Origin of the sequence: Pseudomonas sp. 7P_10.2_Bac1 (assembly GCF_025465935.1) — a bacterium.
Taxonomy (GTDB): domain Bacteria; phylum Pseudomonadota; class Gammaproteobacteria; order Pseudomonadales; family Pseudomonadaceae; genus Aquipseudomonas.
In genome coordinates this window covers 275,102-297,391 of the sequence record NZ_JANLNV010000082.1, presented here as the reverse complement: position 1 = coordinate 297,391, position 22,290 = coordinate 275,102, and the positions used below count along the sequence as shown (strand labels likewise).

The 22,290-nt window shown below is 57.8% G+C and carries 25 protein-coding genes; 3 read left to right on the top strand and 22 right to left on the bottom strand.

Translation table 11 applies throughout. The annotated features are described in order from the left end of the window. Window positions 1-85 precede the first annotated feature (85 nt). The 5 genes from NTD86_RS19210 to NTD86_RS19190 all read right to left on the bottom strand — a co-directional run bounded on the left by NTD86_RS19210 (window position 86) and on the right by NTD86_RS19190 (window position 3,900). Window positions 86-901: an OmpA family protein gene (locus NTD86_RS19210; RefSeq protein ID WP_262204499.1), complete on the bottom strand. Its 816-nt coding sequence runs from the start codon at window positions 899-901 to the stop codon at window positions 86-88. Further along, a complete protein-coding gene (locus NTD86_RS19205) occupies window positions 898-1,254 on the bottom strand; it encodes a DUF4398 domain-containing protein (RefSeq protein ID WP_262204498.1) in 357 nt (118 codons plus the stop codon). The genes NTD86_RS19210 and NTD86_RS19205 overlap by 4 nt, the downstream gene beginning before the upstream one ends. Before the next feature lie 9 nt (window positions 1,255-1,263). Then, the gene (locus NTD86_RS19200) at window positions 1,264-2,082 is read right to left on the bottom strand and encodes a substrate-binding periplasmic protein (protein WP_262204516.1); all 819 of its coding nucleotides are present in this window, start codon (window positions 2,080-2,082) and stop codon (window positions 1,264-1,266) included. 136 nt (window positions 2,083-2,218) lie between these two features. After that, a complete protein-coding gene (locus NTD86_RS19195; RefSeq protein ID WP_262204496.1) occupies window positions 2,219-3,148 on the bottom strand; it encodes an electron transfer flavoprotein subunit alpha/FixB family protein in 930 nt (309 codons plus the stop codon). Between the two features lie 2 nt (window positions 3,149-3,150). Further along, the gene (locus NTD86_RS19190; protein WP_048368782.1) at window positions 3,151-3,900 is read right to left on the bottom strand and encodes an electron transfer flavoprotein subunit beta/FixA family protein; all 750 of its coding nucleotides are present in this window, start codon (window positions 3,898-3,900) and stop codon (window positions 3,151-3,153) included. A gap of 557 nt (window positions 3,901-4,457) precedes the next feature. On the opposite strand from NTD86_RS19190, the gene NTD86_RS19185 reads away from it, so the two are divergent. Beyond that, window positions 4,458-6,122 carry an electron transfer flavoprotein-ubiquinone oxidoreductase gene (locus tag NTD86_RS19185; RefSeq protein WP_262204495.1) on the top strand — a complete coding sequence of 555 codons (1,665 nt, stop codon included), beginning with the start codon at window positions 4,458-4,460 and terminating at the stop codon, window positions 6,120-6,122. An 83-nt stretch (window positions 6,123-6,205) separates the two neighbouring features. On the opposite strand, the gene NTD86_RS19180 is transcribed toward NTD86_RS19185, so the two are convergent. After that, a complete protein-coding gene (locus NTD86_RS19180; protein ID WP_262204493.1) occupies window positions 6,206-7,099 on the bottom strand; it encodes an AraC family transcriptional regulator in 894 nt (297 codons plus the stop codon). Window positions 7,100-7,278: 179 nt separating this feature from the next. Between NTD86_RS19180 and NTD86_RS19175 the strand changes: the two genes are divergently transcribed. Further along, window positions 7,279-8,343 carry an NAD(P)-dependent alcohol dehydrogenase gene (locus NTD86_RS19175; protein WP_262204492.1) on the top strand — a complete coding sequence of 355 codons (1,065 nt, stop codon included), beginning with the start codon at window positions 7,279-7,281 and terminating at the stop codon, window positions 8,341-8,343. 74 nt (window positions 8,344-8,417) lie between these two features. On the opposite strand, the gene NTD86_RS19170 is transcribed toward NTD86_RS19175, so the two are convergent. From NTD86_RS19170 to NTD86_RS19095, 16 genes are all read right to left on the bottom strand, one after another. Then, window positions 8,418-8,984, bottom strand: a complete 567-nt coding sequence (locus NTD86_RS19170; RefSeq protein ID WP_262204491.1) for a DUF1285 domain-containing protein — start codon at window positions 8,982-8,984, stop codon at window positions 8,418-8,420. Between the two features lie 15 nt (window positions 8,985-8,999). Next, window positions 9,000-9,605: a DUF4823 domain-containing protein gene (locus NTD86_RS19165; RefSeq protein ID WP_262204490.1), complete on the bottom strand. Its 606-nt coding sequence runs from the start codon at window positions 9,603-9,605 to the stop codon at window positions 9,000-9,002. Between the two features lie 92 nt (window positions 9,606-9,697). After that, the gene (locus NTD86_RS19160; RefSeq protein WP_262204489.1) at window positions 9,698-10,666 is read right to left on the bottom strand and encodes a GTP 3',8-cyclase MoaA; all 969 of its coding nucleotides are present in this window, start codon (window positions 10,664-10,666) and stop codon (window positions 9,698-9,700) included. Between the two features lie 111 nt (window positions 10,667-10,777). Further along, complete coding sequence (locus tag NTD86_RS19155; RefSeq protein WP_048368789.1) at window positions 10,778-11,419, bottom strand: TetR/AcrR family transcriptional regulator; 642 nt, start codon at window positions 11,417-11,419, stop codon at window positions 10,778-10,780. 394 nt (window positions 11,420-11,813) lie between these two features. After that, complete coding sequence (locus NTD86_RS19150; protein ID WP_262204488.1) at window positions 11,814-12,599, bottom strand: TatD family hydrolase; 786 nt, start codon at window positions 12,597-12,599, stop codon at window positions 11,814-11,816. Between the two features lie 32 nt (window positions 12,600-12,631). Further along, complete coding sequence (locus tag NTD86_RS19145; protein ID WP_262204487.1) at window positions 12,632-13,618, bottom strand: DNA polymerase III subunit delta'; 987 nt, start codon at window positions 13,616-13,618, stop codon at window positions 12,632-12,634. After that, the gene (gene tmk, locus NTD86_RS19140) at window positions 13,611-14,243 is read right to left on the bottom strand and encodes a dTMP kinase (RefSeq protein ID WP_262204486.1); all 633 of its coding nucleotides are present in this window, start codon (window positions 14,241-14,243) and stop codon (window positions 13,611-13,613) included. Before tmk ends, NTD86_RS19145 begins: the two co-directional genes overlap by 8 nt. A 22-nt stretch (window positions 14,244-14,265) precedes the next feature. After that, the gene (gene mltG, locus NTD86_RS19135) at window positions 14,266-15,387 is read right to left on the bottom strand and encodes an endolytic transglycosylase MltG (protein ID WP_262204485.1); all 1,122 of its coding nucleotides are present in this window, start codon (window positions 15,385-15,387) and stop codon (window positions 14,266-14,268) included. Window positions 15,388-15,390: 3 nt separating this feature from the next. Next, window positions 15,391-16,209 carry an aminodeoxychorismate lyase gene (pabC, locus tag NTD86_RS19130; RefSeq protein WP_262204483.1) on the bottom strand — a complete coding sequence of 273 codons (819 nt, stop codon included), beginning with the start codon at window positions 16,207-16,209 and terminating at the stop codon, window positions 15,391-15,393. Beyond that, window positions 16,209-17,453: a beta-ketoacyl-ACP synthase II gene (gene fabF, locus NTD86_RS19125; RefSeq protein ID WP_262204481.1), complete on the bottom strand. Its 1,245-nt coding sequence runs from the start codon at window positions 17,451-17,453 to the stop codon at window positions 16,209-16,211. The genes pabC and fabF overlap by 1 nt, the downstream gene beginning before the upstream one ends. 111 nt (window positions 17,454-17,564) lie before the next feature. Beyond that, the gene (acpP, locus tag NTD86_RS19120; protein ID WP_007987170.1) at window positions 17,565-17,801 is read right to left on the bottom strand and encodes an acyl carrier protein; all 237 of its coding nucleotides are present in this window, start codon (window positions 17,799-17,801) and stop codon (window positions 17,565-17,567) included. Between the two features lie 191 nt (window positions 17,802-17,992). After that, window positions 17,993-18,736: a 3-oxoacyl-ACP reductase FabG gene (gene fabG / locus NTD86_RS19115; protein ID WP_262204479.1), complete on the bottom strand. Its 744-nt coding sequence runs from the start codon at window positions 18,734-18,736 to the stop codon at window positions 17,993-17,995. 22 nt (window positions 18,737-18,758) lie between these two features. Continuing rightward, window positions 18,759-19,697 (bottom strand): ACP S-malonyltransferase, encoded by a 939-nt coding sequence (gene fabD / locus NTD86_RS19110; protein WP_262204478.1) that lies wholly within the window; start codon window positions 19,695-19,697, stop codon window positions 18,759-18,761. Window positions 19,698-19,823: 126 nt separating this feature from the next. Then, window positions 19,824-20,834, bottom strand: a complete 1,011-nt coding sequence (gene plsX / locus NTD86_RS19105) for a phosphate acyltransferase PlsX (RefSeq protein ID WP_262204476.1) — start codon at window positions 20,832-20,834, stop codon at window positions 19,824-19,826. A gap of 4 nt (window positions 20,835-20,838) precedes the next feature. After that, window positions 20,839-21,021 carry a 50S ribosomal protein L32 gene (rpmF, locus tag NTD86_RS19100; RefSeq protein ID WP_008375086.1) on the bottom strand — a complete coding sequence of 61 codons (183 nt, stop codon included), beginning with the start codon at window positions 21,019-21,021 and terminating at the stop codon, window positions 20,839-20,841. Between the two features lie 13 nt (window positions 21,022-21,034). Next, window positions 21,035-21,562 (bottom strand): YceD family protein, encoded by a 528-nt coding sequence (locus tag NTD86_RS19095; protein ID WP_262204475.1) that lies wholly within the window; start codon window positions 21,560-21,562, stop codon window positions 21,035-21,037. 105 nt (window positions 21,563-21,667) lie between these two features. Here NTD86_RS19095 and NTD86_RS19090 point away from each other — a divergent pair, with 105 nt between their 5' ends. Next, on the top strand, window positions 21,668-22,246 hold the full coding sequence (locus tag NTD86_RS19090; RefSeq protein ID WP_262204474.1) for a Maf family protein: 579 nt from the start codon (window positions 21,668-21,670) through the stop codon (window positions 22,244-22,246). Window positions 22,247-22,290: the final 44 nt, after the last annotated feature.

Here is a 22,290-nt window from a genome sequence, read left to right as displayed (position 1 = left end):
ACCTGTAGGAGCGAGCTTGCCCCGCGATCTTTTGATCGTTGAAAAGATCGCGAGGCAAGCTCGCTCCCACAAGATGGTGTTGAGCTTAGCGAGCGGCGCCCAACTGGCCTTTTTCGTCAGAGAAGACGATCTCAACCCGGCGATTCTGCGCCCGGCCCCGCTCCGTGGCGTTCACATCAACCGGGTACTGTTCGCCATAGCCCGTCACCTGGATGCGCTTTTCGTCGATTCCTAGGTCGACCAGCACATCGGCAACGGTCTGGGCCCGCGCCAGCGACAGGGTCAGGTTGTCTTCTGTACCGCCGGTGTTGTCGGTGTACCCCTCAATGCGCACGATTCGCTTGGGGTTGAGTTGCAGAAACTGCACCAGTTTGAGGACCGTGCGGTTTGCCGAGTTTTTCAGGTCCGCTTCGCCGGTATCAAACAACACGTCGCCCAGGGTCATGACCAGCCCCCGGTCAGTTTGAGTGGTTGCCAGGCTGATGATCTGTTCTTCCAGCCATTTGCCTTGCTGCTGAACACTCAGCAACTTGGCTTCGCGCAATGCCAGTTGCAAGCGCTGACGCTCCAGCTCGAGCTTGGCCGCACGCTCTTCATTGAGGACTTTCTGGGTGTGTTCACGGGCAATCTCGCTGTAGCGCTGGCTCAGATAGGCGTAGTGTTCCACGTCCTCGCCACTGCCCCAGTAGCTGGACAAACGGTCGGCACGTGCCAGCGACTCCCCCGCGCGAATCACGTCTTTTGGCGCAATACGCAAAACATTGCTGTCTTCCTTTACGGCCTGAAAATCGCTGTTGGCCTGCTGCAAGGCCTGATCGCTGCCGTGATGCCCGGCACAACCGCCCAGACTGAGGCCGCCAAACAACATTGCGCAGCTGAAAACACCGGACTTGAAACTCATTGGGCCTCCGCCAGTTGTTTGCGCAAGCGGGTGATGCGGGTGTTGAGCACGTTCAGTTGTTCCTGGCTTTTTTGCGTCAGAACGCGCGCCTCGGCCAAGCGAGCATCAAGCTCAGCTTGCTCTGCCTGGAGGCGTGCGTCTTTGTAGGACTCTTCAACCATGTCGGCCCGGGCCTGGGCCAGTTTGTCTTCAGCCTGCTTGAGTTCAGGCATGTCATCGGCGCTCGCGCCGACCGCCCTGGCTTGCTCCACGGCTTGCTCACTCAAACGTAATTGTTGATTCGGTGCAGGGTCGTTCGCACACCCCGCCAGAGCCAGAACAGCCAGGGCTGCGAAAAGAGGTCGAATCGTCACTAAAAATTCCTACTGTTTTGGGACGCTGGGCGGTTGCTGCAGTTGCGACTTCCACCGCTCCAGATTGCGTTGCAAGGCGGCCTCGGCCAGGCCGGAGGCGGGCAATTCTGTCATCTTTTTGGCGAGCTGTCCGCGTAACCAGGGATCATTGCAGGCCGAGTCATGGGAGATCGCCAAAAACAACCCCGGCTGATCAATCGGCTGCGGATGTGCCAGCAAGTCATCGGCAATGCCCAGGGTTTGGGCCGTTGCCATGCCCGCGTAACGACCGGCCAATACGTACTCCACTTGGCCCAGCAACAGCTTTTGAAACGCCTGGGTCAGGTTGGTCTGAGGCTTGAGGGTCAACTGACGCTGAGCGAAGGCCTCGAAGGATTCGGTCAAGCGGGCCTTTTCCGAGACCGCGCCGGTATGCCCGTGCAAATCAGCAGGGGTTTCGTAGCTCAAGGGTGAATCCTTGCGCGTCCACACCAGATAGTCATTACGCACCAGGGGCGGATGGATGTAATCAAGCGAGTTCAACCCGGCCAGGGTCAGTGGCGCGTCGAGCAGCATGTCCATGCGCCCAGTGCGCACTTCATCCTGAGCTTGGGAACGCTTGCCGGCGTACAGCACGTCTACCTTGATACCCAGCGCGTCGGCAGCCTGTTGCAGCAGGTCGGCACTGGCGCCGATCAAATGTGTTGGATTGGCGGGATCACGCCACAAATACGGTGGGGCATCTGGGCTGCCGGTCACGATCAGGCGCTCGCATTTGCCCGCAGCCTCTGACAGCAAAGGGAGCAATGCCAAGCCCAATAACAATCTGCTTACCTGCCGCACATCCATATTCATACGCTCCATCCGCATTATTCAAACACATAAAAAAACCCGGTCATTCAGGCTACCAAGAGAAAGCTGAGCGTGTGCCCTGCCCTTCCTGACAGCCCGGACAACCGGGCTCTTTATAAGTGAAGCGACTGGATTAAACCAGTTTCTCCAGCTCTGGGACTGCTTCGAACAAGTCCGCAACCAGACCGTAATCGGCTACCTGGAAGATCGGCGCTTCTTCGTCCTTGTTGATTGCAACAATCACTTTGGAGTCTTTCATACCGGCCAAGTGCTGGATCGCACCGGAGATACCGACGGCGATGTACAGCTGTGGCGCAACGATTTTGCCGGTCTGGCCGACCTGCATGTCGTTCGGTACAAAACCTGCGTCAACCGCAGCACGCGAAGCGCCTACAGCAGCACCCAGCTTGTCGGCCAGTGCGTACAGGTGTTTGAAGTTGTCACCGTTTTGCATGCCGCGACCGCCAGAAATGACGACTTTGGCAGCGGTCAGCTCAGGACGGTCCGATTTGGCCAGTTCTTCGCTGACGAACGACGAAGTACCTGCATCGTGAACTGCGTTGACGGCCTCAACGGCAGCCGAACCACCTTCAGCAGCAACCGGGTCGAAACCGGTAGCACGCACGGTGATCACTTTGACTGGCGCAGTCGACTGCACGGTTGCGATGGCGTTACCGGCGTAGATTGGGCGGGTAAAGGTGTCAGCACTGACAACCGAAACGATCTCGGAGATCTGATCAACGTCCAGTTGGGCAGCAACGCGCGGCAGAATGTTTTTGCCGTTGGAGGTCGCGGCAGCCAGGATGTGGCTGTAGCCAGCACCCAACTCGGCGACCAGCGGAGCAACGTTTTCTGGCAGTTGATGCGCGTAGGCAGCGTTGTCGGCTACCAGCACTTTAGCCACGCCAGCGATTTTCGCGGCGGCTTCAGCGACGGCGCCAATGGTGTGGCCGGCAACCAGGACGTTGATATCGCCACCGATTTTGGCAGCGGCGGCTACGGTGTTCAGAGTGGCCGGAGCCAGTACTTTGCCGTCGTGTTCTGCGATTACCAAGATAGTCATTGTTAGATTACCTTCGCTTCGTTTTTCAGTTTCTCGACCAGTTCAGCCACCGACTTGACCTTGATGCCCGCGCTGCGTGCAGCTGGCGCTTCAACTTTCACGGTTTTGTTGGTCGAAGCGGTAGAAACGCCCAACGCGTCTGGCGTCAGCACTTCAAGCGGCTTCTTCTTGGCCTTCATGATGTTTGGCAGGGACGCATAACGCGGCTCGTTCAAACGCAGATCGGTGGTGACGATGGCCGGCAGGCTCAGCGAAACAGTTTGCGCGCCGCCGTCGATTTCGCGGGTCACAGCAACCTTGTCGCCCGACACTTCGACTTTCGAAGCGAAGGTACCCTGACCGTAACCAGTCAGTGCAGCCAGCATCTGGCCCGTTTGGTTGTTGTCGCTGTCGATAGCCTGTTTACCCAGGATCACCAGCTGAGGCTGTTCCTTGTCGACCACAGCCTTGAGCAGCTTGGCCACGGCCAGCGAGGTCAGGTCTTCGGCAGATTCGACGAGGATGGCGCGATCGGCACCCAGAGCCAGCGCGGTGCGCAGTTGCTCTTGAGCGGTAGTCGGGCCGATTGAGACGACGACGATTTCAGTCGCAACACCTTTTTCCTTCAGGCGTACGGCTTCTTCCACGGCGATTTCGCAGAAGGGGTTCATCGACATCTTGACGTTGGCGAGGTCAACGCCGGAGTTGTCCGCCTTGACGCGAACTTTAACGTTGTAATCGACCACTCGTTTGACAGCTACAAGAACCTTCATGGATTCCTCGTTACTCTCCGGTGAAAAGAAAGTCGCCTAGGCGAACCTGGCGGTTGTAGTTCATCAGCACAAGGGCACCTCCAAAGATCGTTGCCGTGCCCTTCTTTATAAAAAGAATGACGAGTGCCCAAATCTTCCCTGCGACCGTCTGTCAGGTGTGACTACCAAGTCATACTCGAAAAGGACGTGTAAACTCCGCTCAAAAAATGTCAGGCTCCGACAGGCTCGTGCCTGTGCCCTGTCTTTAGAGGTGCTCTTGAAACCAACGATCAGCCTACGGCGAGCGCAAAACCGCCCGTATCTTGACCGGAACACCATTTGCGGTCAATACAGCAAATCGGCCACTTTAGAGCCGCGTGTCATTGATTTGTCTGGCTTGCAGCGATTTCAAACAAACGTTTGTATTGGACGCTGCTAGTGGTGTAGATATAATGCGCGCCCATAGAGAGAGCGGCGCATCATCCATTGCCTCTTCGCCCGCCAGGCGAGGGAATAATGGATGAAACGCCAAACCTCCAATTAGAAAAAACCGTAGAGCCTTGAGTAGGAGATAGCCTGTGGAACGCGAATACATGGAATTCGACGTGGTCATCGTCGGCGCCGGCCCTGCCGGTCTGTCCGCCGCCTGCCGTCTAAAGCAGAAGGCCGCCGAAGCCGGTAAAGAAATCAGCGTCTGCGTGGTTGAAAAAGGCTCCGAAGTCGGCGCTCATATCCTGTCTGGTGCGGTATTTGAACCTCGCGCCCTGAACGAACTGTTCCCTGACTGGAAAGAACTCGGCGCACCGCTGAATACACCAGTGACCCGCGATGACATTTATGTACTGCGCAGTGACAGCGCTGCGACAAAAGTACCTGACTTTTTTGTGCCTAAAACCATGCACAACGAAGGCAACTACATCATTTCCCTGGGTAACCTGTGCCGTTGGCTGGCACAGCAGGCAGAGAACCTGGGCGTAGAAATCTACCCCGGCTTCGCGGCCCAGGAAGTCCTGTTCGACGAAAACAACGTGGTTCGCGGGATCATCACCGGTGATCTGGGCGTTGACCGCGAAGGCAACCCAAAAGAAGGCCTGTACACCCCCGGCATGGAACTGCGCGGCAAGTACACCTTGTTCGCAGAAGGCTGTCGCGGCCATTTGGGCAAGCAACTGATCGAACGCTTCAAACTCGACAGCGATGCTGACAGCCAACACTACGGCATCGGCCTGAAAGAAATCTGGGAAATCGAGCCGGCCAAGCATCAGCCCGGCCTGGTCGTGCACACCGCAGGTTGGCCACTGGACGTCACCAGCAGTGAAAACACCGGCGGCTCCTTCCTTTATCACCTGGAAAACAACCAGGTTGTGGTTGGCTTGATCGTCGATCTGTCATACACCAATACATTCCTGTCGCCGTTCGACGAGTTTCAGCGCCTCAAGCATCACCCGGTTCTCAAGCAGTACCTGGAAGGCGGCAAGCGCATCAGCTACGGTGCCCGAGCCATCTGTAAGGGCGGCCTGAACTCGCTGCCAAAAATGATCTTCAACGGTGGTGCACTGATTGGTTGCGACCTGGGCACGCTGAACTTCTCCAAGATCAAAGGCAGCCACACGGCGATGAAGTCCGGCATGCTGGCCGCTGATGCCGTGGCGGACTCGCTGCTGGCGGGTTCCGAGGGCGGCGACGCACTCAACACGTACGTTGATGCCTTCAAGAACAGCTGGTTGCATGAAGAGCTGTTCGCCAGCCGTAACTTCGGCGCGGCCCTGCACAAGTTTGGCCCAATCGTGGGTGGCGGCTTCAACTGGATCGATCAGAACATCTTCGGCGGCAAACTGCCGTTCACCCTGCACGACACCAAGCCAGACTACGCTTGCCTGAAGCTGGCCAAAGACTGCAAGAAGATCGACTACCCGAAGCCGGACGGCAAACTCAGCTTCGACAAACTCAGCTCGGTATTCCTGTCCAGCACCAACCACGAAGAAGAACAGCCGTGCCACCTCAAGCTGCGTGATGCGAGCATTCCGATCAACGTTAACCTGCCGCTCTACGACGAGCCTGCCCAGCGTTACTGCCCGGCCGGTGTGTATGAAGTGATTACCCAGGAAAGCGGCGAGAAGCGTTTCCAGATCAACGCGCAAAACTGCGTTCACTGCAAAACCTGCGACATTAAAGATCCGTCGCAGAACATCACTTGGGTAACCCCGGAAGGTGCTGGCGGTCCGACTTACCCGAACATGTAAGTCCAAGCGAGTGAGCTTGTCTCGCGATCTTTTGAACGCTGAAAAGATCGCGGGGCAAGCTGGCTCCTACAGAGTCCAGGCAGTCAGCACACCGAGCTTTCACACCCCGGGCTGCGTTCAAAATAGCGTTTGTACTCGCGACTGAATTGCGAAGTGCTCTGGTAACCCACCCGCTCGGCTACTTGCGCCACACCCAACCCCTCGTCACTCAACAGCAATTGCTGAGCCCGCAGCAGCCGCAGACGCTTGAGGTACTGCACCGGCGACAACAACGTGCTGCGCTTGAAGTGCTCATGGAAGGTCGACGCGCTCATGTTCGCGCAACGGGCCAAGGTCTCGACATTCAGCGGCTCGGCAAAGTGCTCGTGCAGATGCGTCAACGATGCCGCCACCCGTGCAAACTGCCCCTGCTGCTCAACCAGCGCCCGCAACACGCTGGCCTGCGGCCCACGCAAGGCAGCGAACAGCACTTCGCGCAATCGTGCGCGCCCCATGATTCGGCATTCCAGCGGGTCATGCAGACACCGCAACAAACGCTCAACCGACTGGCGCATTTCGTCATCCAGCACCGCCGAGGTCATAGACTCCGGGGTCTGGGCCACACTGCGTTCAGGGTCCAGTCCCATGGCCAGCACCAACTCCCCCAGCACTGCCCGATCGATGCTGATGGAAACCCCCAGCAGCGGCATATCTTGGGAAGCAAAGGTTTCGCACTCAAAGGGCACCGACAAGGCCTGCACCAGATAATGCCCGGCTCCGTACTCCATGGTGCGCGCCCCCAGATAGGCCACCTTGCTGCCCTGGGCGATCACCATCAGGCTCGGCTCATAAATCTGTGGCATCCGGGAAACGGTATTGCACGCAGACACCACACGCACTTCAGGCATCAAGGTATCAACGAAGCCCAAACGGGTGGCCAGTGGTTTGATAAGTGACACCAGTGTGGCGTTCTCATCGCGGTGACGCGTCAAAAACATGAAGATATTTCGCAGCAATAAGGGATCGGCGCATCTTCGCAGAATTGATTAATAAAGCGACAGTTGCTCCGCGACTTCGGACGAATAGGCATGACAGGCGTAGGAATCGTCATAGTCCTACACGGTCTGCGGGCGCAGAATTGCGCCCTGTTCACTGTTAACGCTATTCGAGGTTCCTCATGTCTAACGTCACTTACAATGCCATCGGTTATGCGGCTCAAACGCCTTCTGCGCCACTGGCTCCGATGCAGTTCAACCGCCGCGCACCGCGCCCGGACGACGTAGCCATCGAAGTGCTGTACTGCGGCGTTTGTCACTCTGACATCCACCAGGCACGCAACGACTGGGGCTTTGCCGTTTATCCAGTAATGCCAGGCCACGAAATCGTCGGCAAAGTCACTGCTGTTGGCGAAAAAGTCACTAAGCACAAAGTCGGCGATCTGGTCGGTGTTGGCTGCATGGTTGACTCGTGCCGCGAGTGCTCGGCCTGCAAAGAAGACCTGGAGCAATACTGTCTGGAAGGCGCGACCATGACCTACTGCACGCCAGACCGGGTCGACGGCACCAACACCATGGGCGGCTATTCGGACAGCATCGTGGTCAGCGAGCACTTTGTCGTGCGCATTCCTGAAAACCTCGACCCAGCCAGCGCAGCTCCATTGCTGTGCGCCGGTATCACCACCTACTCCCCGCTGCAACACTACGGCGTAGAAGCAGGCGATAAAGTCGGCGTTTTGGGCATGGGCGGCCTGGGCCACATGGGCATCAAGTTCGCCAAGGCCATGGGCGCGGAAGTAACGCTGTTCACCCGTTCGGCTGCCAAGGCAGAAGAGGCCTACAAGCAAGGTGCCGACCACGTGATCGTGTCCACCGACCCTGAGCAGATGAAAGCCGCTGCTGACCGCTTCGACTTCCTGCTGGACACCATTCCGGTGCCTCACGACCTGAACCCCTACCTCGAGACCCTGCGTTTTGACGGCGTGCACATTCTGGTGGGCCTGATTGAGCCGGTTGATCCGGCGCTGGATGCGTTCAACCTGGTGTTCAAACGCCGCGTACTGGCTGGCTCGTTGATCGGCGGCATTGCTGAAACCCAGGAAATGCTCGACTTCAGTGCTGCCAATGGCATCACCTGCGACATCGAAATGCTCGACATCAAAAACATCAACGATGCTTTCGAGCGCGTGGTGAAAGGCGACGTTAAATATCGCTTTGTGATCGACATGAAAACACTGAAGGCCTAACCACCTCCCCCTTCCCTCGCGATCTTTTGATCCTTTAAAAGATCGCGAGGCGAGCTCCTACGGGGGGATGGGGTTTAGTCCGGCTCTGGGCCGATGACGAAGAATTCGCCGCTGCTCCACACACCCAGCCAGTTCTGGCCGTCGAGGGTGCGTGACACGGCCAGCTCGATCAGTTGGTAGAGCACGTTACGATGGATCAGCGCTTCCAGGTTACGCCGCACCAGCAGGTATGGCGCCGGCTCCTGAGTCTCGGGGTCGATCTCGATGCGCAACGGATGTTCTTTGTCTGCTGTGATCAGCTCATCCACGTTGGTGGTAAAGCGCAGCACTTGCTGCTCGCCCTGCCCTTCTACTTCCAGGGTAACCGCGACAAACGGCGCATCATCGACAGTGATGCCGACCTTTTCCGCGGGCGTGATCAGAAAGTAGTCATCGCCATCACGGCGAATAATGGTCGAGAACAGCTTGACCATTGGCTTGCGTCCAATCGGCGTCCCCATGTAATACCAGGTGCCGTCACGGGCGATACGCATGTCGATATCGCCACAGAACGCCGTGTCCCACAGGTGAACCGGCGGTAGCCCCTTGTCGGCCTTGGGGATTTGCGCCAACAGGTTACTGACGTCTACCGGCTCACTCATGCTGCTCTCCTGAACTTATTGATCGCTCAAGCCTATCAAGCTGCGCGCGTACTTCGCCAGCGGCGGACCAATCAGGTCTTCGGGCTTGTTGTTGTGAAACGTCAGCAAACCGCCACGGCTGCGGATGGTCGCGGTATCGATCAGGTACTGAGTACTGGTTTCAATCAACATGACCTGGATCACGCCACTGTCGACGCCCAGGCGGCTGATTTCTTCTTGGTCGAGCCATTCATCGCTGTTGCCAATACGGTCGTCGGCGCGGGCAAAACGCGTGTACAGCAGGTAGTGCGCGCCAAAACCGCGGGCCTCAGCCATTGCCGCATCCAGCCCCTCGGGCGCTTTGGCCCGGCGTACCATCGGAAAGTATTCAACGAACCCATTGAAGGCTTCTTCGGCCACCACGTTAGGGCGTACATAAGGATCGCCGATCGGCGCAAAGGCCCCTTGGGCAATATAGATGAAGGAATCTGGCTGAATGCGCAGTGAGTTGCTGCGACGGGTGTTGCTGTGATCGAGCAACCCGGCGTCGCTCATCTGATAGCGCACGCCCTCGCCCATATCGCTGACCGTCATACAGCCGCTCAACGCCAGAAAAGCCAGCGCCCCACACAGACTACGCATTCTATTCTCCCGATGGCCGGCGACAGGAATCCGGCGAATAGTCGCGTAATGCAGTTTGCGCGCCAGTTTGACCCGCATCCGAGTGAGGCTCATTAGCCGCCGATAATTTTCATGACCGTGGCACCACCCGAGAATGCGATGTCCTGTTTATCTGCCAGGGCTTTGATCAACAGCCCCTGCAAGGCTGGCAAGGCTTCGTGCCGCGGTTTGTTCAGCAGGTCGCCCACATAGTGGCGATTGCTTGAAGACAAACAGCCATGCAGCCATCCCGTCGAGGACAGTCGCAAACGCGAGCATGTTCGGCAAAAAGGCACACTTTCGTTGGCAATGACGCCAAAATAGCCGCGATCAGGGATGTGATAACGCACCGCAGTGGCATCTATTGGGGCATCGGCCTGCAGATAGTTGTAGCGTTCACCGATCAATGCCAATAGCTGTTGCAGGCTGACAAACTGCTGCAAGAAGCCGTTACCGTCACTGGCCAGATGCCCCATCCGCATCAACTCGATAAATCGCAGTTCGTAGCCGTGCTCAAGGCAGTAATCCAGCAACGGCATGATTTGATCGAAATTTTGCCCGCGCAGCGGCACCATGTTGACCTTGATTTTCATCCCGGCGGCACGGGCTTGCCGCATTCCGTCGAGCACCGTCGGCAAATCGCCGCCGCGGGCAATACTGCGAAAGGCCGCAGGGTCCAGGGTGTCCAGAGAAACGTTTAGCCGGCGAATGCCCGCCTCGTGCAACAGTGGCAACTTACGCGCAAGCAGTTGGCCATTCGTGGTCAGGCTGATATCGCTCAAGCCCAGTTGGCCGACCTCACGTATAAAGGTTTCCAGCTTGGGGCTGACCAGCGGTTCACCACCGGTGATGCGCAAGCGTTCAATCCCGGCAGCTTCGATGAGGTAAGCCACCCCGCGCACCATGGCTTCGGCTGACAGCTCATCCTGCGCCGCCACCAGCCGCTTGCCATTCGGCACGCAGTAAGTGCAGGCGTAGTTACATGCAGAGGTCAGACTGATACGCAAATTGCGAAAGCGTCTGCCTTGGCGGTCAACAATCATGAATCACTCCGGCGCGGGGATTATCGGCCGTGCCAGAACAGGATGATTCATCACGCTCTGGCACAACCCAAACCGAGTATAGGCCCCAAGACCTTCGGCCATGACAGGAATTTACTCGACCGCTGGCGTGTCCGTATCGCGCTTGCGTTTGTTGCCCATGCGCACGCCGATGTCCATCAGGAACTGGAAAAAGCCTTCCTGATCTTCCAGCACATTGCTCCAGAACGGCGAGTGATACAGGGCCACGGCACCGTGCACCAACGCCCAGGCGGCGCAATAGTGGAAGTAAGGCGGGACGTCTTCGAGCTTGCCTTCGCTGATCCGGCCTTTGATCAGCAGGGTCAGGTGTTCAAAGTTGGACGCGCGGATCTTGTGCAACTCTTCAACCAGCTCAGGTACCTGATTGCCTTTGACGACCTTTTCTTCCAGGCGATCGAACAGCCGATAGCGCTGAGGGTCGCGCATGCGGAATTCAAAGTAGGCCCTCGACAGCGCCTCTTTGTCTTTATCCACATCTGCGGAGTGCAGCAACGTGTTCAAGTCGCGCTCGTAGTCGAGCATTAGCCGCAGATAGATCTCGGCCTTGGACTTGAAGTGCTTGTAGATCGTGCCTTTGCCAATACCCACGGCATCAGCAATCATCTCGACGGTGACACTGTCTTCACCTTGTTCGAGGAACAGCTTGAGCGCGGTGTCGAGAATTTCTTGCTCGCGGCGACGAAACTCACGGACCTTACGGGGTTCTTTGTGCATAAGAAAAGGTCTGTAGGGGTCAAAATGGAAGCGGAGTATTATGCATTAGTCACGATAAATTGCACGGACCATCCTACCGTTCGATGTTTACAGCTCAATTCATTTCAAAAGAAAGCGCACTCAAACGAATTGCGAGTATTCCAAATCTGTTTAAAAAACGATCAATGCATCACTGGACGTTCAACAAAGCTGACCAATACTTAACCTGTCGGCGTTACATCCCCCCAAGTGCCACGCCGGCATTGAAGGCAGCACCGGATGTGTGCCTTTGTTTTACGTCTAATGGTCTTAACCCGGATTCCCCAGAGTCCGGGTTTTTTTTGCCTTTTACTTTGTAGCGAGCTTGCCTCGCGATCTTTTAGACAGTCAAAAGCTCGCTCCTTCAAAGGCAGGTTTAAGCTTTGACGCGGGCCAGTGGGAACAGGCGCTTGAAGTTTTCGGTGGTCTGCTCGGCGAAACGCTCGTAGGGCTCACCGCGCAACATAGCCAGAAACTCAGCCACTTCACGCACGTATTGCGGCAGATTCGGCTTTCCACGATGCGGGATCGGCGCTAGATAAGGCGAATCGGTCTCAACCAGTAAGCGATCCGCTGGCACCTTGCTGGCGACATCGCGCAAGGCATCGGCATTGCGGAAGGTCACAATCCCCGACAACGAGATGTAATAGCCCATGTCCAACGCAGCTTTGGCCATGTCCCAATCTTCAGTGAAGCAATGCAAGACACCGGCTTGGGGCAGCGCCGCTTCGCGCAGCAGGTTCAGGGTATCGGCGCGAGCACCGCGGGTGTGGATAACCACGGGTTTGCCGGTCTGTTGCGCGGCCTCCAGGTGGACCCGGAACGACAACTGCTGCAACTCGGCAGCTTCAGGCTCGTAGTGGTAGTCCAGGCCGGTCTCGCCAATCGCGACCACCTGCGGGTGATTCAGCTCGCTCAGCAACCAGTCCAGCGCAGGCGCCGCACCGGGCTGAACGTCCAGCGGGTGGACACCCACCGAGCAATCCACATCGGCATAACGCTCGGTCAAGGCTTTGACATCCGCCGCGTTGTCGGCACTCACGCCAATGCACAGAAAGTGCCCGACGCCCCGCTGACGGGCAGCATCAAGCGCAGCGTCGAGTGAACCGTCGTGAGCGTTCAGGTCGAGACGATCAAGGTGGCAATGGGAGTCAACCAACATACAAAAATTACCTGCTCATCAAATCAATCAAATCAGCGCTGGCCGGGCAGGCTTGCCCATTGCACCAGTAATGCTTCAAGCAACAACACACGGTTGAGGTTGGCCTTGCCCAATACCTTTTGGCGCTGGGCGAGGATCCAGTCCTGGATAGCCAAGACTTTGTCCTGCGAGGTTTTCTGTGCCAGGTACTGCACCACTTTGCGCATGTCTTCCAGCCCCAGCCCGGTTTCGTCTTCGGTTAGCTGGTAGCGCAAAATCAGGCTCGACCAATCGCAGAACCAGTCAAACAACAACAGCAAGGGGATGGCATTCCAGCCTTCTGCCAATTGAGTGGCCGAGGCTTCGCGCTTGAGCAGTTTCTTGACGCCGTCTACAACCGCCGCCCTCTGCTCACGCACACCTTGTGCCTGCAACTTGACGGCAGCCAGTGGCGAGCCCGCTGCCAGCGTCAGCAATTGTGCCCGCTCTTCGTCGCTGCAATCGGGCAAGGCCTTGGCCAGCCATTCTTGACTCATCGCCTCGCTCGGCAACGGGCAGGCTTGTTGTACACAGCGGCTGCGGATGGTCGGCAACAAACGGCTCGACTGATGACTGACCAACAGCAGCACGGTGTCACCAGACGGTTCCTCAAGGCTTTTGAGCAGGGCGTTGGCCGCGTTGATGTTCATCGCCTCGACTGGCTCGACCAACACCACCTTGCGCCCGCCCAACTGCGCGGTCTGCACCACGAAGCTGACCAGATCGCGCACCTGGTCGACCTTGATCGGCTTGTCAGCTTCTTCCGGCTCAAGAATGTAGTTGTCCGGGTGGCTGCCGGCCGCCAGCAACAGACAGGCTTTGCACTGGCCGCAGGCTTCAAGCCCGGCCGGCGACTGACACAACAAGCGGGCCATCAAGCGTTCAGCCAGCGCTCGCTTGCCGATGCCCGCCGGGCCGTGCAGCAAATACGCGTGGGCATGCTGCGCACGTCCCGCCAGTTGCTGCCACAGGCTGTCCTGCCAGGGATAAGCCTCAGCCACGGTACACATCCAGCACGTGCGGCAACAAACGATCGAGCTGCCCGTGAACATGCTCGAGCGACTGCGCGGCATCGATCAGACGATAGCGCTCGGGGGCTGCCTCGGCACGCTTGAGATAAGTTCTGCGCACTGCATCAAAGAAGGTACGGCCCTCTTGCTCGAAACGGTCTAGCCGACCACGAGCGCTGGCGCGGGCCATGCCCACTTCAATCGGCAGGTCAAAGACCAGCGTCAGGTCTGGACGCAAGGTGCCTTGAACGAAGGTTTCCAGCGTGGCAATACGCTCCTGCGACAAGCCGCGACCGCCGCCCTGATAGGCGTAAGTGGCATCGGTAAAACGGTCACACAGCACCACCGCGCCCCGCGTCAGTGCAGGGCGAATGACTTCAGCCAGATGCTGGGCACGGGCGGCAAACACCAGCAGCAGCTCGGTGTCGGCACACATCGCTTCATCACTTGGGGTCAACAGCAGCTCGCGAATGCGCTCGGCCAATGGCGTGCCACCCGGCTCGCGGGTCAGCACCACATCGATGCCTGCCTCGCGCAGGCGCTCGGCCAGGTACTCGCGGTTAGTGCTCTTGCCCGCACCTTCGGGGCCTTCCAGGGTAATAAACAGGCCAGTCACAGGCAGCTATCCTTAATCAGTGTCATTGCGGGCTTGGCTCTTGCGCTGGAACCGGTGCAGGTGGCACTTGCGGATCAGCGCCAGGTTCTGCAGACGGTTGCGCGGCAGGTGCCGGTGCAGGGCTGGAGCGGTAATCAGCCCGGCGTTTGATTTGGTATTCGCGCACAGCGTTGTTGTGCGCATCCAGATCGTCAGAAAACGTGTGGCTGCCATCGCCCTTGGCGACAAAGTACAGGCTGCTACCCGGTACCGGATGCAAGGCAGCATGAATCGCTTCGCGCCCGACCATCGCAATCGGTGTCGGCGGCAAGCCAGGAATGGTGTAAGTGTTATACGGCGTCGGCTCGCGTAAATGGGCGCGGGTCAGCTTGCCGTTATAGCGTTCGCCCAGGCCGTAGATCACGGTCGGGTCGGTTTGCAGCGGCATACCGATTTTCATCCGACGCACAAAGACCCCGGCAATTTGCCCGCGCTCTTGGGGCACACCGGTCTCCTTTTCGATCAACGAAGCCATGATCAGCGCTTTATAGGGATCGGCATACGGTACGTCCGGATCGCGCTGCTCCCACTCCTGAGCCAGGACTTTCTCCAAGCGGCCGTAGGCCTTTTCAAGTAATTGGACATCGGTCATGCCCCGAACAAAGCGGTAGGTGTCGGGAAAGAATCGACCCTCGGGAAATTCACCCGGGTGACCGAGCTTGTCCATGACTTCGCTGTCGCTCAGCCCTGCCAGGGTCTGCTCGATTTTTTCATGCTTGGCCAGAGCGCTACGCACCTGGCGAAACTTCCAGCCCTCTACGAGGGTCAGGCTGTATTGCACCACTTCCCCACGCTGCCACAGGCCAATCAGGTCTTGAGCAGTCATGCCCGGTGTCATGCGGTATTCACCACTGTGCAAGGGCTGACCTGCCAAGTTGAAGCGCCAGTACAATCGCAGCCAAAACGCATCAGTGAGCGTCTTATCGGCTTCCAGCCGGTTGAACGTGCCGGTCGGTGTAGCGCCCGCCGGGACGTCGAGCAGTCGTTCTTGCGTCAGGTTAAGCGGCTGTTCCAGCGCCGAATCGAGCTTCCAGGCGCTAGCGCCCAGCAGCAAGCCCGCCAGCACCAGACCCATCTCCAGCAGCACCAAGAATTTACGTTTCACGAATCAGACATCCAATAGGGTGCGAGCAATGCCTTGCAGTTTACGGGTGAGCGGGCCTACCGACCAGCTAAGCTCTGCAAACGCGCGCACCGGCCAGATGCCATACACGCTGTTGCAGAGGAAGACCTCATCGGCCTGCTGCAACTGCGTCAGGCTAATGTCTGTGATCAGACACGGGATGGCGTGCTGCTCGGCATGGGCCAGCAAGGCGGCACGCATCACCCCGGCCACGCCGCAACGTTGCAGATCGGCGGTGACCAAGACCCCGTCGCAGACTAAAAACAGGTTACTGAATACCCCTTCGATCACCCGCCCAGAGGTGTCGCGCATCAAACCCTCGGCGTAGGCCGGGTCTTGCCATTCAGCGCGCGCCAGCACTTGTTCAAGGCGATTGAGGTGCTTGAGCCCCGCCAGCAGCGGCTGCTCGGCTAAACGGGTGGCGCAGTCAAATAGCTGAACCCCTTCTGATGCATAAGCCAGAGGGTAGGCAGCAGCCGGACTGGCTTGCAGAATTCGTCGAGGCTGAGCCTCAGGAGAAGCGCTGTAACCACGCAGGCTATCGCCGCGGGTCAGGATGAACTTGAGGACGCCCTCGCCCATCGCGTGCGCATAGGCCAGCAATTCGCTGCGGATCAGGGCGTGATCCGCAGCAATCGCCAACCGGGAGCAGCCTTGCGCCAGACGCTGCAAGTGCAGGTCCAGCAGCAACGGCTGGCCAGCCCGGACGGCAATGGTTTCAAACAAACCATCTCCGTAGGCCAGCCCACGGTCCTTGAGCGACGCCAGGGCGTTCGCCGGCTGACCGTCAACCCAGCTTTGCATCAGTCGACGTACCGGCGGAACACCAGCGAGCCGTTGGTGCCGCCAAACCCAAAGGAGTTGGACAGCACGACATCGATCGGCATTTCGCGCGCCGTGTGCGCGACAAAGTCCAGATCGCAGCCTTCATCAGGCTCGTCGAGGTTGATGGTCGGCGGCGCCACCTGGCTGTTGATAGCCAAGACGCTGAAGATCGCTTCGACCGCACCCGCCGCACCCAGCAAGTGACCGGTCATGGACTTGGTGGAACTCACCGCCAGGTTGTAGGCATGATCGCCGAACACCGACTTGATAGCCTGCACTTCAGCCAGGTCGCCAGCAGGCGTCGAGGTACCGTGGGCGTTGATGTACTGCACCTGGTCCACGTTCACCTTGGCATCGCGCAAGGCATTGGTGATGCAACGCGCAGCGCCCGCACCGTCAGCCGGTGGCGAGGTCATGTGGAACGCATCGCCGCTCATGCCAAAACCGATCAACTCGGCATAGATGGTGGCGCCACGTGCCTTGGCGTGCTCCAGCTCTTCGAGGACCAACGCACCAGCACCATCAGACAGGACAAAACCATCACGGCCTTTGTCCCATGGACGGCTGGCACGCGTCGGGTCATCGTTGCGAGTCGATAGCGCACGCGAGGCACCAAAGCCGCCCATGCCCAGGCCGCAGGCTGCCATTTCGGCACCACCGGCAATCATCACGTCGGCTTCACCGTACGCAATGTTGCGTGCCGCCATGCCGATGCAGTGCGTACCCGTGGTACACGCCGTCGACACCGCGTAGTTAGGTCCCTGTGTACCCAAATGGATAGACAGAAAACCGGAAATCATATTGATGATCGAGCCCGGCACGAAAAACGGGGAAATCCGTCGTGGGCCTTGATCATGCAAGGTACGGCTGGTTTCTTCGATATTGGTCAAACCGCCAATACCTGACCCCATCGCCACACCAATACGCTCTCGATTGGCATCAGTGACTTCAAGCCCGGCATTACGCACCGCCTGAAAGCCAGCTGCCAAACCGTACTGAATAAACAGGTCTAGTTTGCGGGCCTCTTTGACAGAGAGGTAATCCTCAACGTTAAAGCCCTGTACCGAGCCGCCAAAACGGGTGGAATAGGCAGAAAGATCCGTGTGTTCGATCAGACCAATGCCACTTCGGCCTGCCAGAATGCCTTGCCAGGTGCTTGGTACATCTGCCCCCAGTGGCGACAACATCCCCATACCGGTGACTACGACGCGTCTACGCGACACAGCACTCTCCTTTATTCTATTGACGACACTTTGCATCACACCTAAAGAAAAAACCGCACGCCAGAGCGGCAGTGCGGTTTTTCCATGACAGCGCGCAGCGATTACAAGCTATTACGCCTGGTGGGCAGTAACGTAATCGATAGCGGCTTGTACAGTAGTGATCTTTTCAGCTTCTTCGTCAGGAATCTCAGTCTCGAATTCCTCTTCCAGAGCCATCACAAGCTCAACGGTGTCAAGGGAGTCGGCACCCAGGTCTTCTACGAAGGAAGCAGTGTTAACCACTTCTTCTTCTTTAACGCCCAGTTGCTCGGCAACGATTTTCTTGACGCGTTCTTCGATGGTGCTCATACCTTGTTTTCACTCCTAATGGACAAATTCAGGCAGCTGGCCAGTGGGCAAGTGTATCGAAAGGCTTTTCGGTTTTTCAACTGAAAGCTTTGTACTCACCCATCAAGAACCGGCTACCTATAAATAGGTTGCAGCTTTATAACGGATTTTAGACAGCTCGTATGACATTTTTTTGAAGCAATCCGTCACATTTAACTCATGTACATCCCGCCGTTGACCGGAATTGTAGCCCCAGTCACGTAGGCTGCACCGTCAGAAGCCAGGAAAGCGACCACGTTCGCGATCTCTTGTGCCTGCCCCAAACGGCCCAGCGGAATCTGCGTCAGCAAGGCTTCGCGCTGTGCTTCTGGCAGTTCACGGGTCATATCGGTGTCGATGAACCCTGGTGCTACCGAGTTGACAGTGATCGAGCGCGAGCCCACTTCACGTGCCAATGCGCGGCTAAAACCTTCAAGGCCTGCCTTGGCGGCGGCATAGTTTACTTGGCCTGCGTTGCCCATGGCACCCACAACCGAGCCAATACTGATAATTCGTCCCCAACGGGCCTTGGTCATACCACGCAAAACGCCCTTGGACAGGCGGAACAGACTGTTCAGGTTGGTATCGACAACGTCATGCCACTCGTCATCTTTCATGCGCATCATCAGGTTATCGCGGGTGATGCCGGCATTATTGACCAAAATGGACGGCGCACCGAATTGCTCCTGGATGCTCGCCAACACCGCCGCAACCGATTCATCGCTGGTGACGTTGAGCTCCAGACCCGTGCCTTGAACACCGTGCTCTTTCAGAGTGGCAGCAATGCGCTCGGCTCCGGAAGCCGAAGTCGCGGTGCCGATAACCACGGCGCCCTGACGACCCAACTCCAACGCGATAGCCTGACCAATGCCACGGCTAGCGCCCGTTACCAGTGCAACTTTACCTTGCAAGCTCATGCAGGCTTCTCCTAATTCAGATTCAGGCCAGCGCAGCGCGAGCGGCAGCGAAGGCATCCGGGGTGTTCAAATTGTGAGTTGTCACGCCGTCGGCGCAACGCTTGCTGATGCCGACCAGGACCTTGCCCGGGCCGCACTCAACCAAATCAACCGGGCCTTTGGCCGCCAGTGTTTGAACCGATTCAACCCAACGTACAGGCTTGTACAGTTGCTCAAGCAAATCACGCTTGAGGGTGGCCAGGTCCGGCGCAACCGCTGCGCTGACGTTCTGTACCAGCTCGATTTGCGGTGCTTGCCAGTCGATCGCTTCGATCGACTCCGCAAAACGCTCGGCTGCCGGACGCATCAGCTCGCAGTGCGAAGGCACGCTCACGGGCAACGGCAAGGCACGCTTGGCACCCGCCGCCTTGCACAGCTCCATGGCACGCTCAACCGCCGCCTTGGCACCGGCGATAACCACTTGGCCCGGCGAGTTGAAATTCACCGCGCTGACCACTTCGCCTTGCGCGGCCTCTGCACATGCCTTGATAACCACCGCGTCATCAAGGCCCAGAATCGCCGCCATGGCGCCCTGACCGGCCGGTACGGCTTCCTGCATCAAGCGACCACGGCGCTCAACCAGCTTTACCGCATCAGCCAGGCTCAGGCAGCCCGCCGCGACCAGCGCGCTGTACTCACCCAGGCTGTGACCCGCAACAAAGTCTGGACGCTTGCCACCTTCAGCCAGCCACAGACGCCACAAGGCGATAGAGGCAGTCAGGATCGCAGGCTGTGTAATGTCGGTTTGATTGAGTTGTTCAGCAGGACCTTCCTGGGTCAACGCCCACAGGTCATACCCAAGAGCGTCAGACGCTTCTTTAAATGTTTCCAGGACCAGCGGATGTGCCGCGCCCAGCTCGGCCAACATGCCGAGGGACTGCGAACCCTGCCCTGGAAAGACGAATGCGAGGGATGTAGACATGTAACAAGCCCCTAATGATCTTGTCGTCGGTGAATTGACGTCGCGCATTGGCAGACGCAAGAAACTGACAGTTGGATGGCTGATTTGACTGAGCGGTCACATTTAAGTACTCGCCCACTAAAACGCCTACGGTAACAACCCTTCAAGACGTCCATGCAAACGTTTTGGCAGGTCTTCATGGATTTCAATCAATGCGCGCTCTATCGCACTTTGAAAGCCCTGAGCACCTGCCGAACCGTGACTCTTGATAACAATGCCCTGCAAGCCCAAAAAGCTGGCTCCGTTGTGCCGGGCCGGTGCCAGATCAGCCTGCAGACGACGCATCAAGGGCAACGCCAGCACACCGATCAAGCGACTGAACAACGTGCGCTTGAACACAGCCTCAAGCCGATTGGAAATCATGGTCGCCAGACCCTCGCTGGATTTGAGCAATATATTGCCGACAAATCCATCACATACCACCACATCCGCCTCACCGCGATACACCCCATCACCTTCAACGTAGCCGATGTAGTGCAACCCGGATGCCGCCTGCAACAAGGCAGCCGCTTCCTTGACCTGCTGGTTACCCTTGACGTCTTCCGTGCCGATATTGAGCAGGGCAAGTCGAGGCCGAGCAATACCCAATGCCTGCGCCGCCACCGAGCCCATGACCGCAAACTGAAACAACTGCTCAGCCGTGCAATCGACGTTCGCCCCCAGATCGAGTATCTGGCAATAACCGGTCTGAGTCGGCACCGCCGCCACCATCGCCGGCCGATCGATGCCAGGCAAGGTCTTGAGCACATGCCGGGACAACGCCATCAGCGCACCGGTATTGCCTGAACTTACACACGCCTGAACCTTTCCATCACGCAACAATTCAAGCGCCACCCGCATGGAGGAGTCCGGCTTGCTGCGCAACGCGTGCGAAGGCCGCTCACTCATGGAGATCACTTCAGAAGCTGGGGTAATGGTCAGGCGCGAGCGATCCACAGCCGAATGGCTATTGATCAATTCTTCAAGCAGGGAGGGTTGACCCACCAGGGTCAGATGCAGCGAGGGCGTAGCACAAAGGCAAGCAATGCAAGCCTGAACAATGCTGCGGGGACCGAAGTCCCCGCCCATTGCGTCGATCGCGATGACCTGAACGGACAAGTGATTACTCGTCAGCGCCCTTGTCGATCACTTTACGACCACGGTATACGCCTTCTGGCGATACGTGGTGACGCAGGTGAACTTCACCAGTGGTTTTTTCTACAGACAAAGTGCTAGCCGAAAGAGCATCGTGCGAACGACGCATGTCACGGGCAGAGCGGGATTTTTTGTTCTGCTGAACAGCCATAATTGATTAACTCCTAAACGTTTGGGTCACGCTTTAACTGCGCCAATACACTGAACGGGTTGGACCGCGTTACCTCGTCCTCGGCTGGTTCGGGCTCATCGAGACCCGCCGGCTGCTGGCATTCTTCCGGATGATGAGCAGGCACGATAGGCAAGGCGAGCAGAAGCTCATCTTCCATCAATGACTGCAGATCCAAAGGATCTTCGCCCAGTTCCAGCACGTCATAACCTTTCGGTAACGACTGGGTATTCGCACCCTCCTTCACCACCGCGTAACTGCATTCGCTGTGGATCGGCAGGGTGACCAGCTCAAGACAACGCTGGCAAACCATTTTGACCTCAACGTCGATGGAGCTGTGGATTACCACAGATCTTCGCTCGTCGCGCTCAAAAACAAATTTAGCCTGGACCACACCGACATTGTCGGCGAGCGGGTCGCAGAGTCTCTCCAAATCAGCCAGCTGCACTTCACCTTCAAGGGTAGTGCCGCGATCAGCTAATTTGCGCGGGTCAACGTGAGATGGAATCGGGTCATTCAACATAGGCGCAGCATTCTAGGGACGACCCCCTCACGTGTCAAAGGAAATTGTGCCTGTGCGACAACCGTTACTCTCGCTAGAATTCCGGGCCGCCTACAGGAGTCGCGCATGTTACCTCTATTACTAGCTTCAAGCTCGGTTTATCGTCGCGATTTGCTGTCGCGCCTGCGCCTGCCGTTCATCTGCAGCTCCCCCGACATCGACGAAAGCCATCGCCCCGGCGAGTCAGCCATTGAGCTGGTCAAGCGCCTGTCCCTGCAAAAGGCCCAGGCCCTGGCCGCCAGCCACCCGGCACACCTGATTATCGGCTCCGACCAAGTGGCGGTACTCAATGATCAGATCATCGGCAAGCCCCACACTTTCGACAAGGCACGCCAGCAATTGCTGAACGCCAGCGGGGCCAGCGTGAGCTTTCTGACCGGCTTGACCCTGCTCAATAGCCAGACCGGGCACTATCAGACCGATTGCGTGCCGTTTACCGTACACATGCGCACCCTGAGCGCCGAGCAGATCGAGCGCTACCTGCACGCCGAACAGCCTTACGACTGCGCTGGCAGCTTCAAAGCCGAAGGGCTGGGTGTGAGCCTCTTCCAACGCACCGAAGGCGATGACGCCACCAGCCTGGTTGGCCTGCCACTCATACGTCTTGTTGACATGCTGCTGGCGCAGGGCGTCGCCATACCCTGATCAACTGCACCGCAGCGAGCTTGCCTCGCGATCTCTATTTAGAA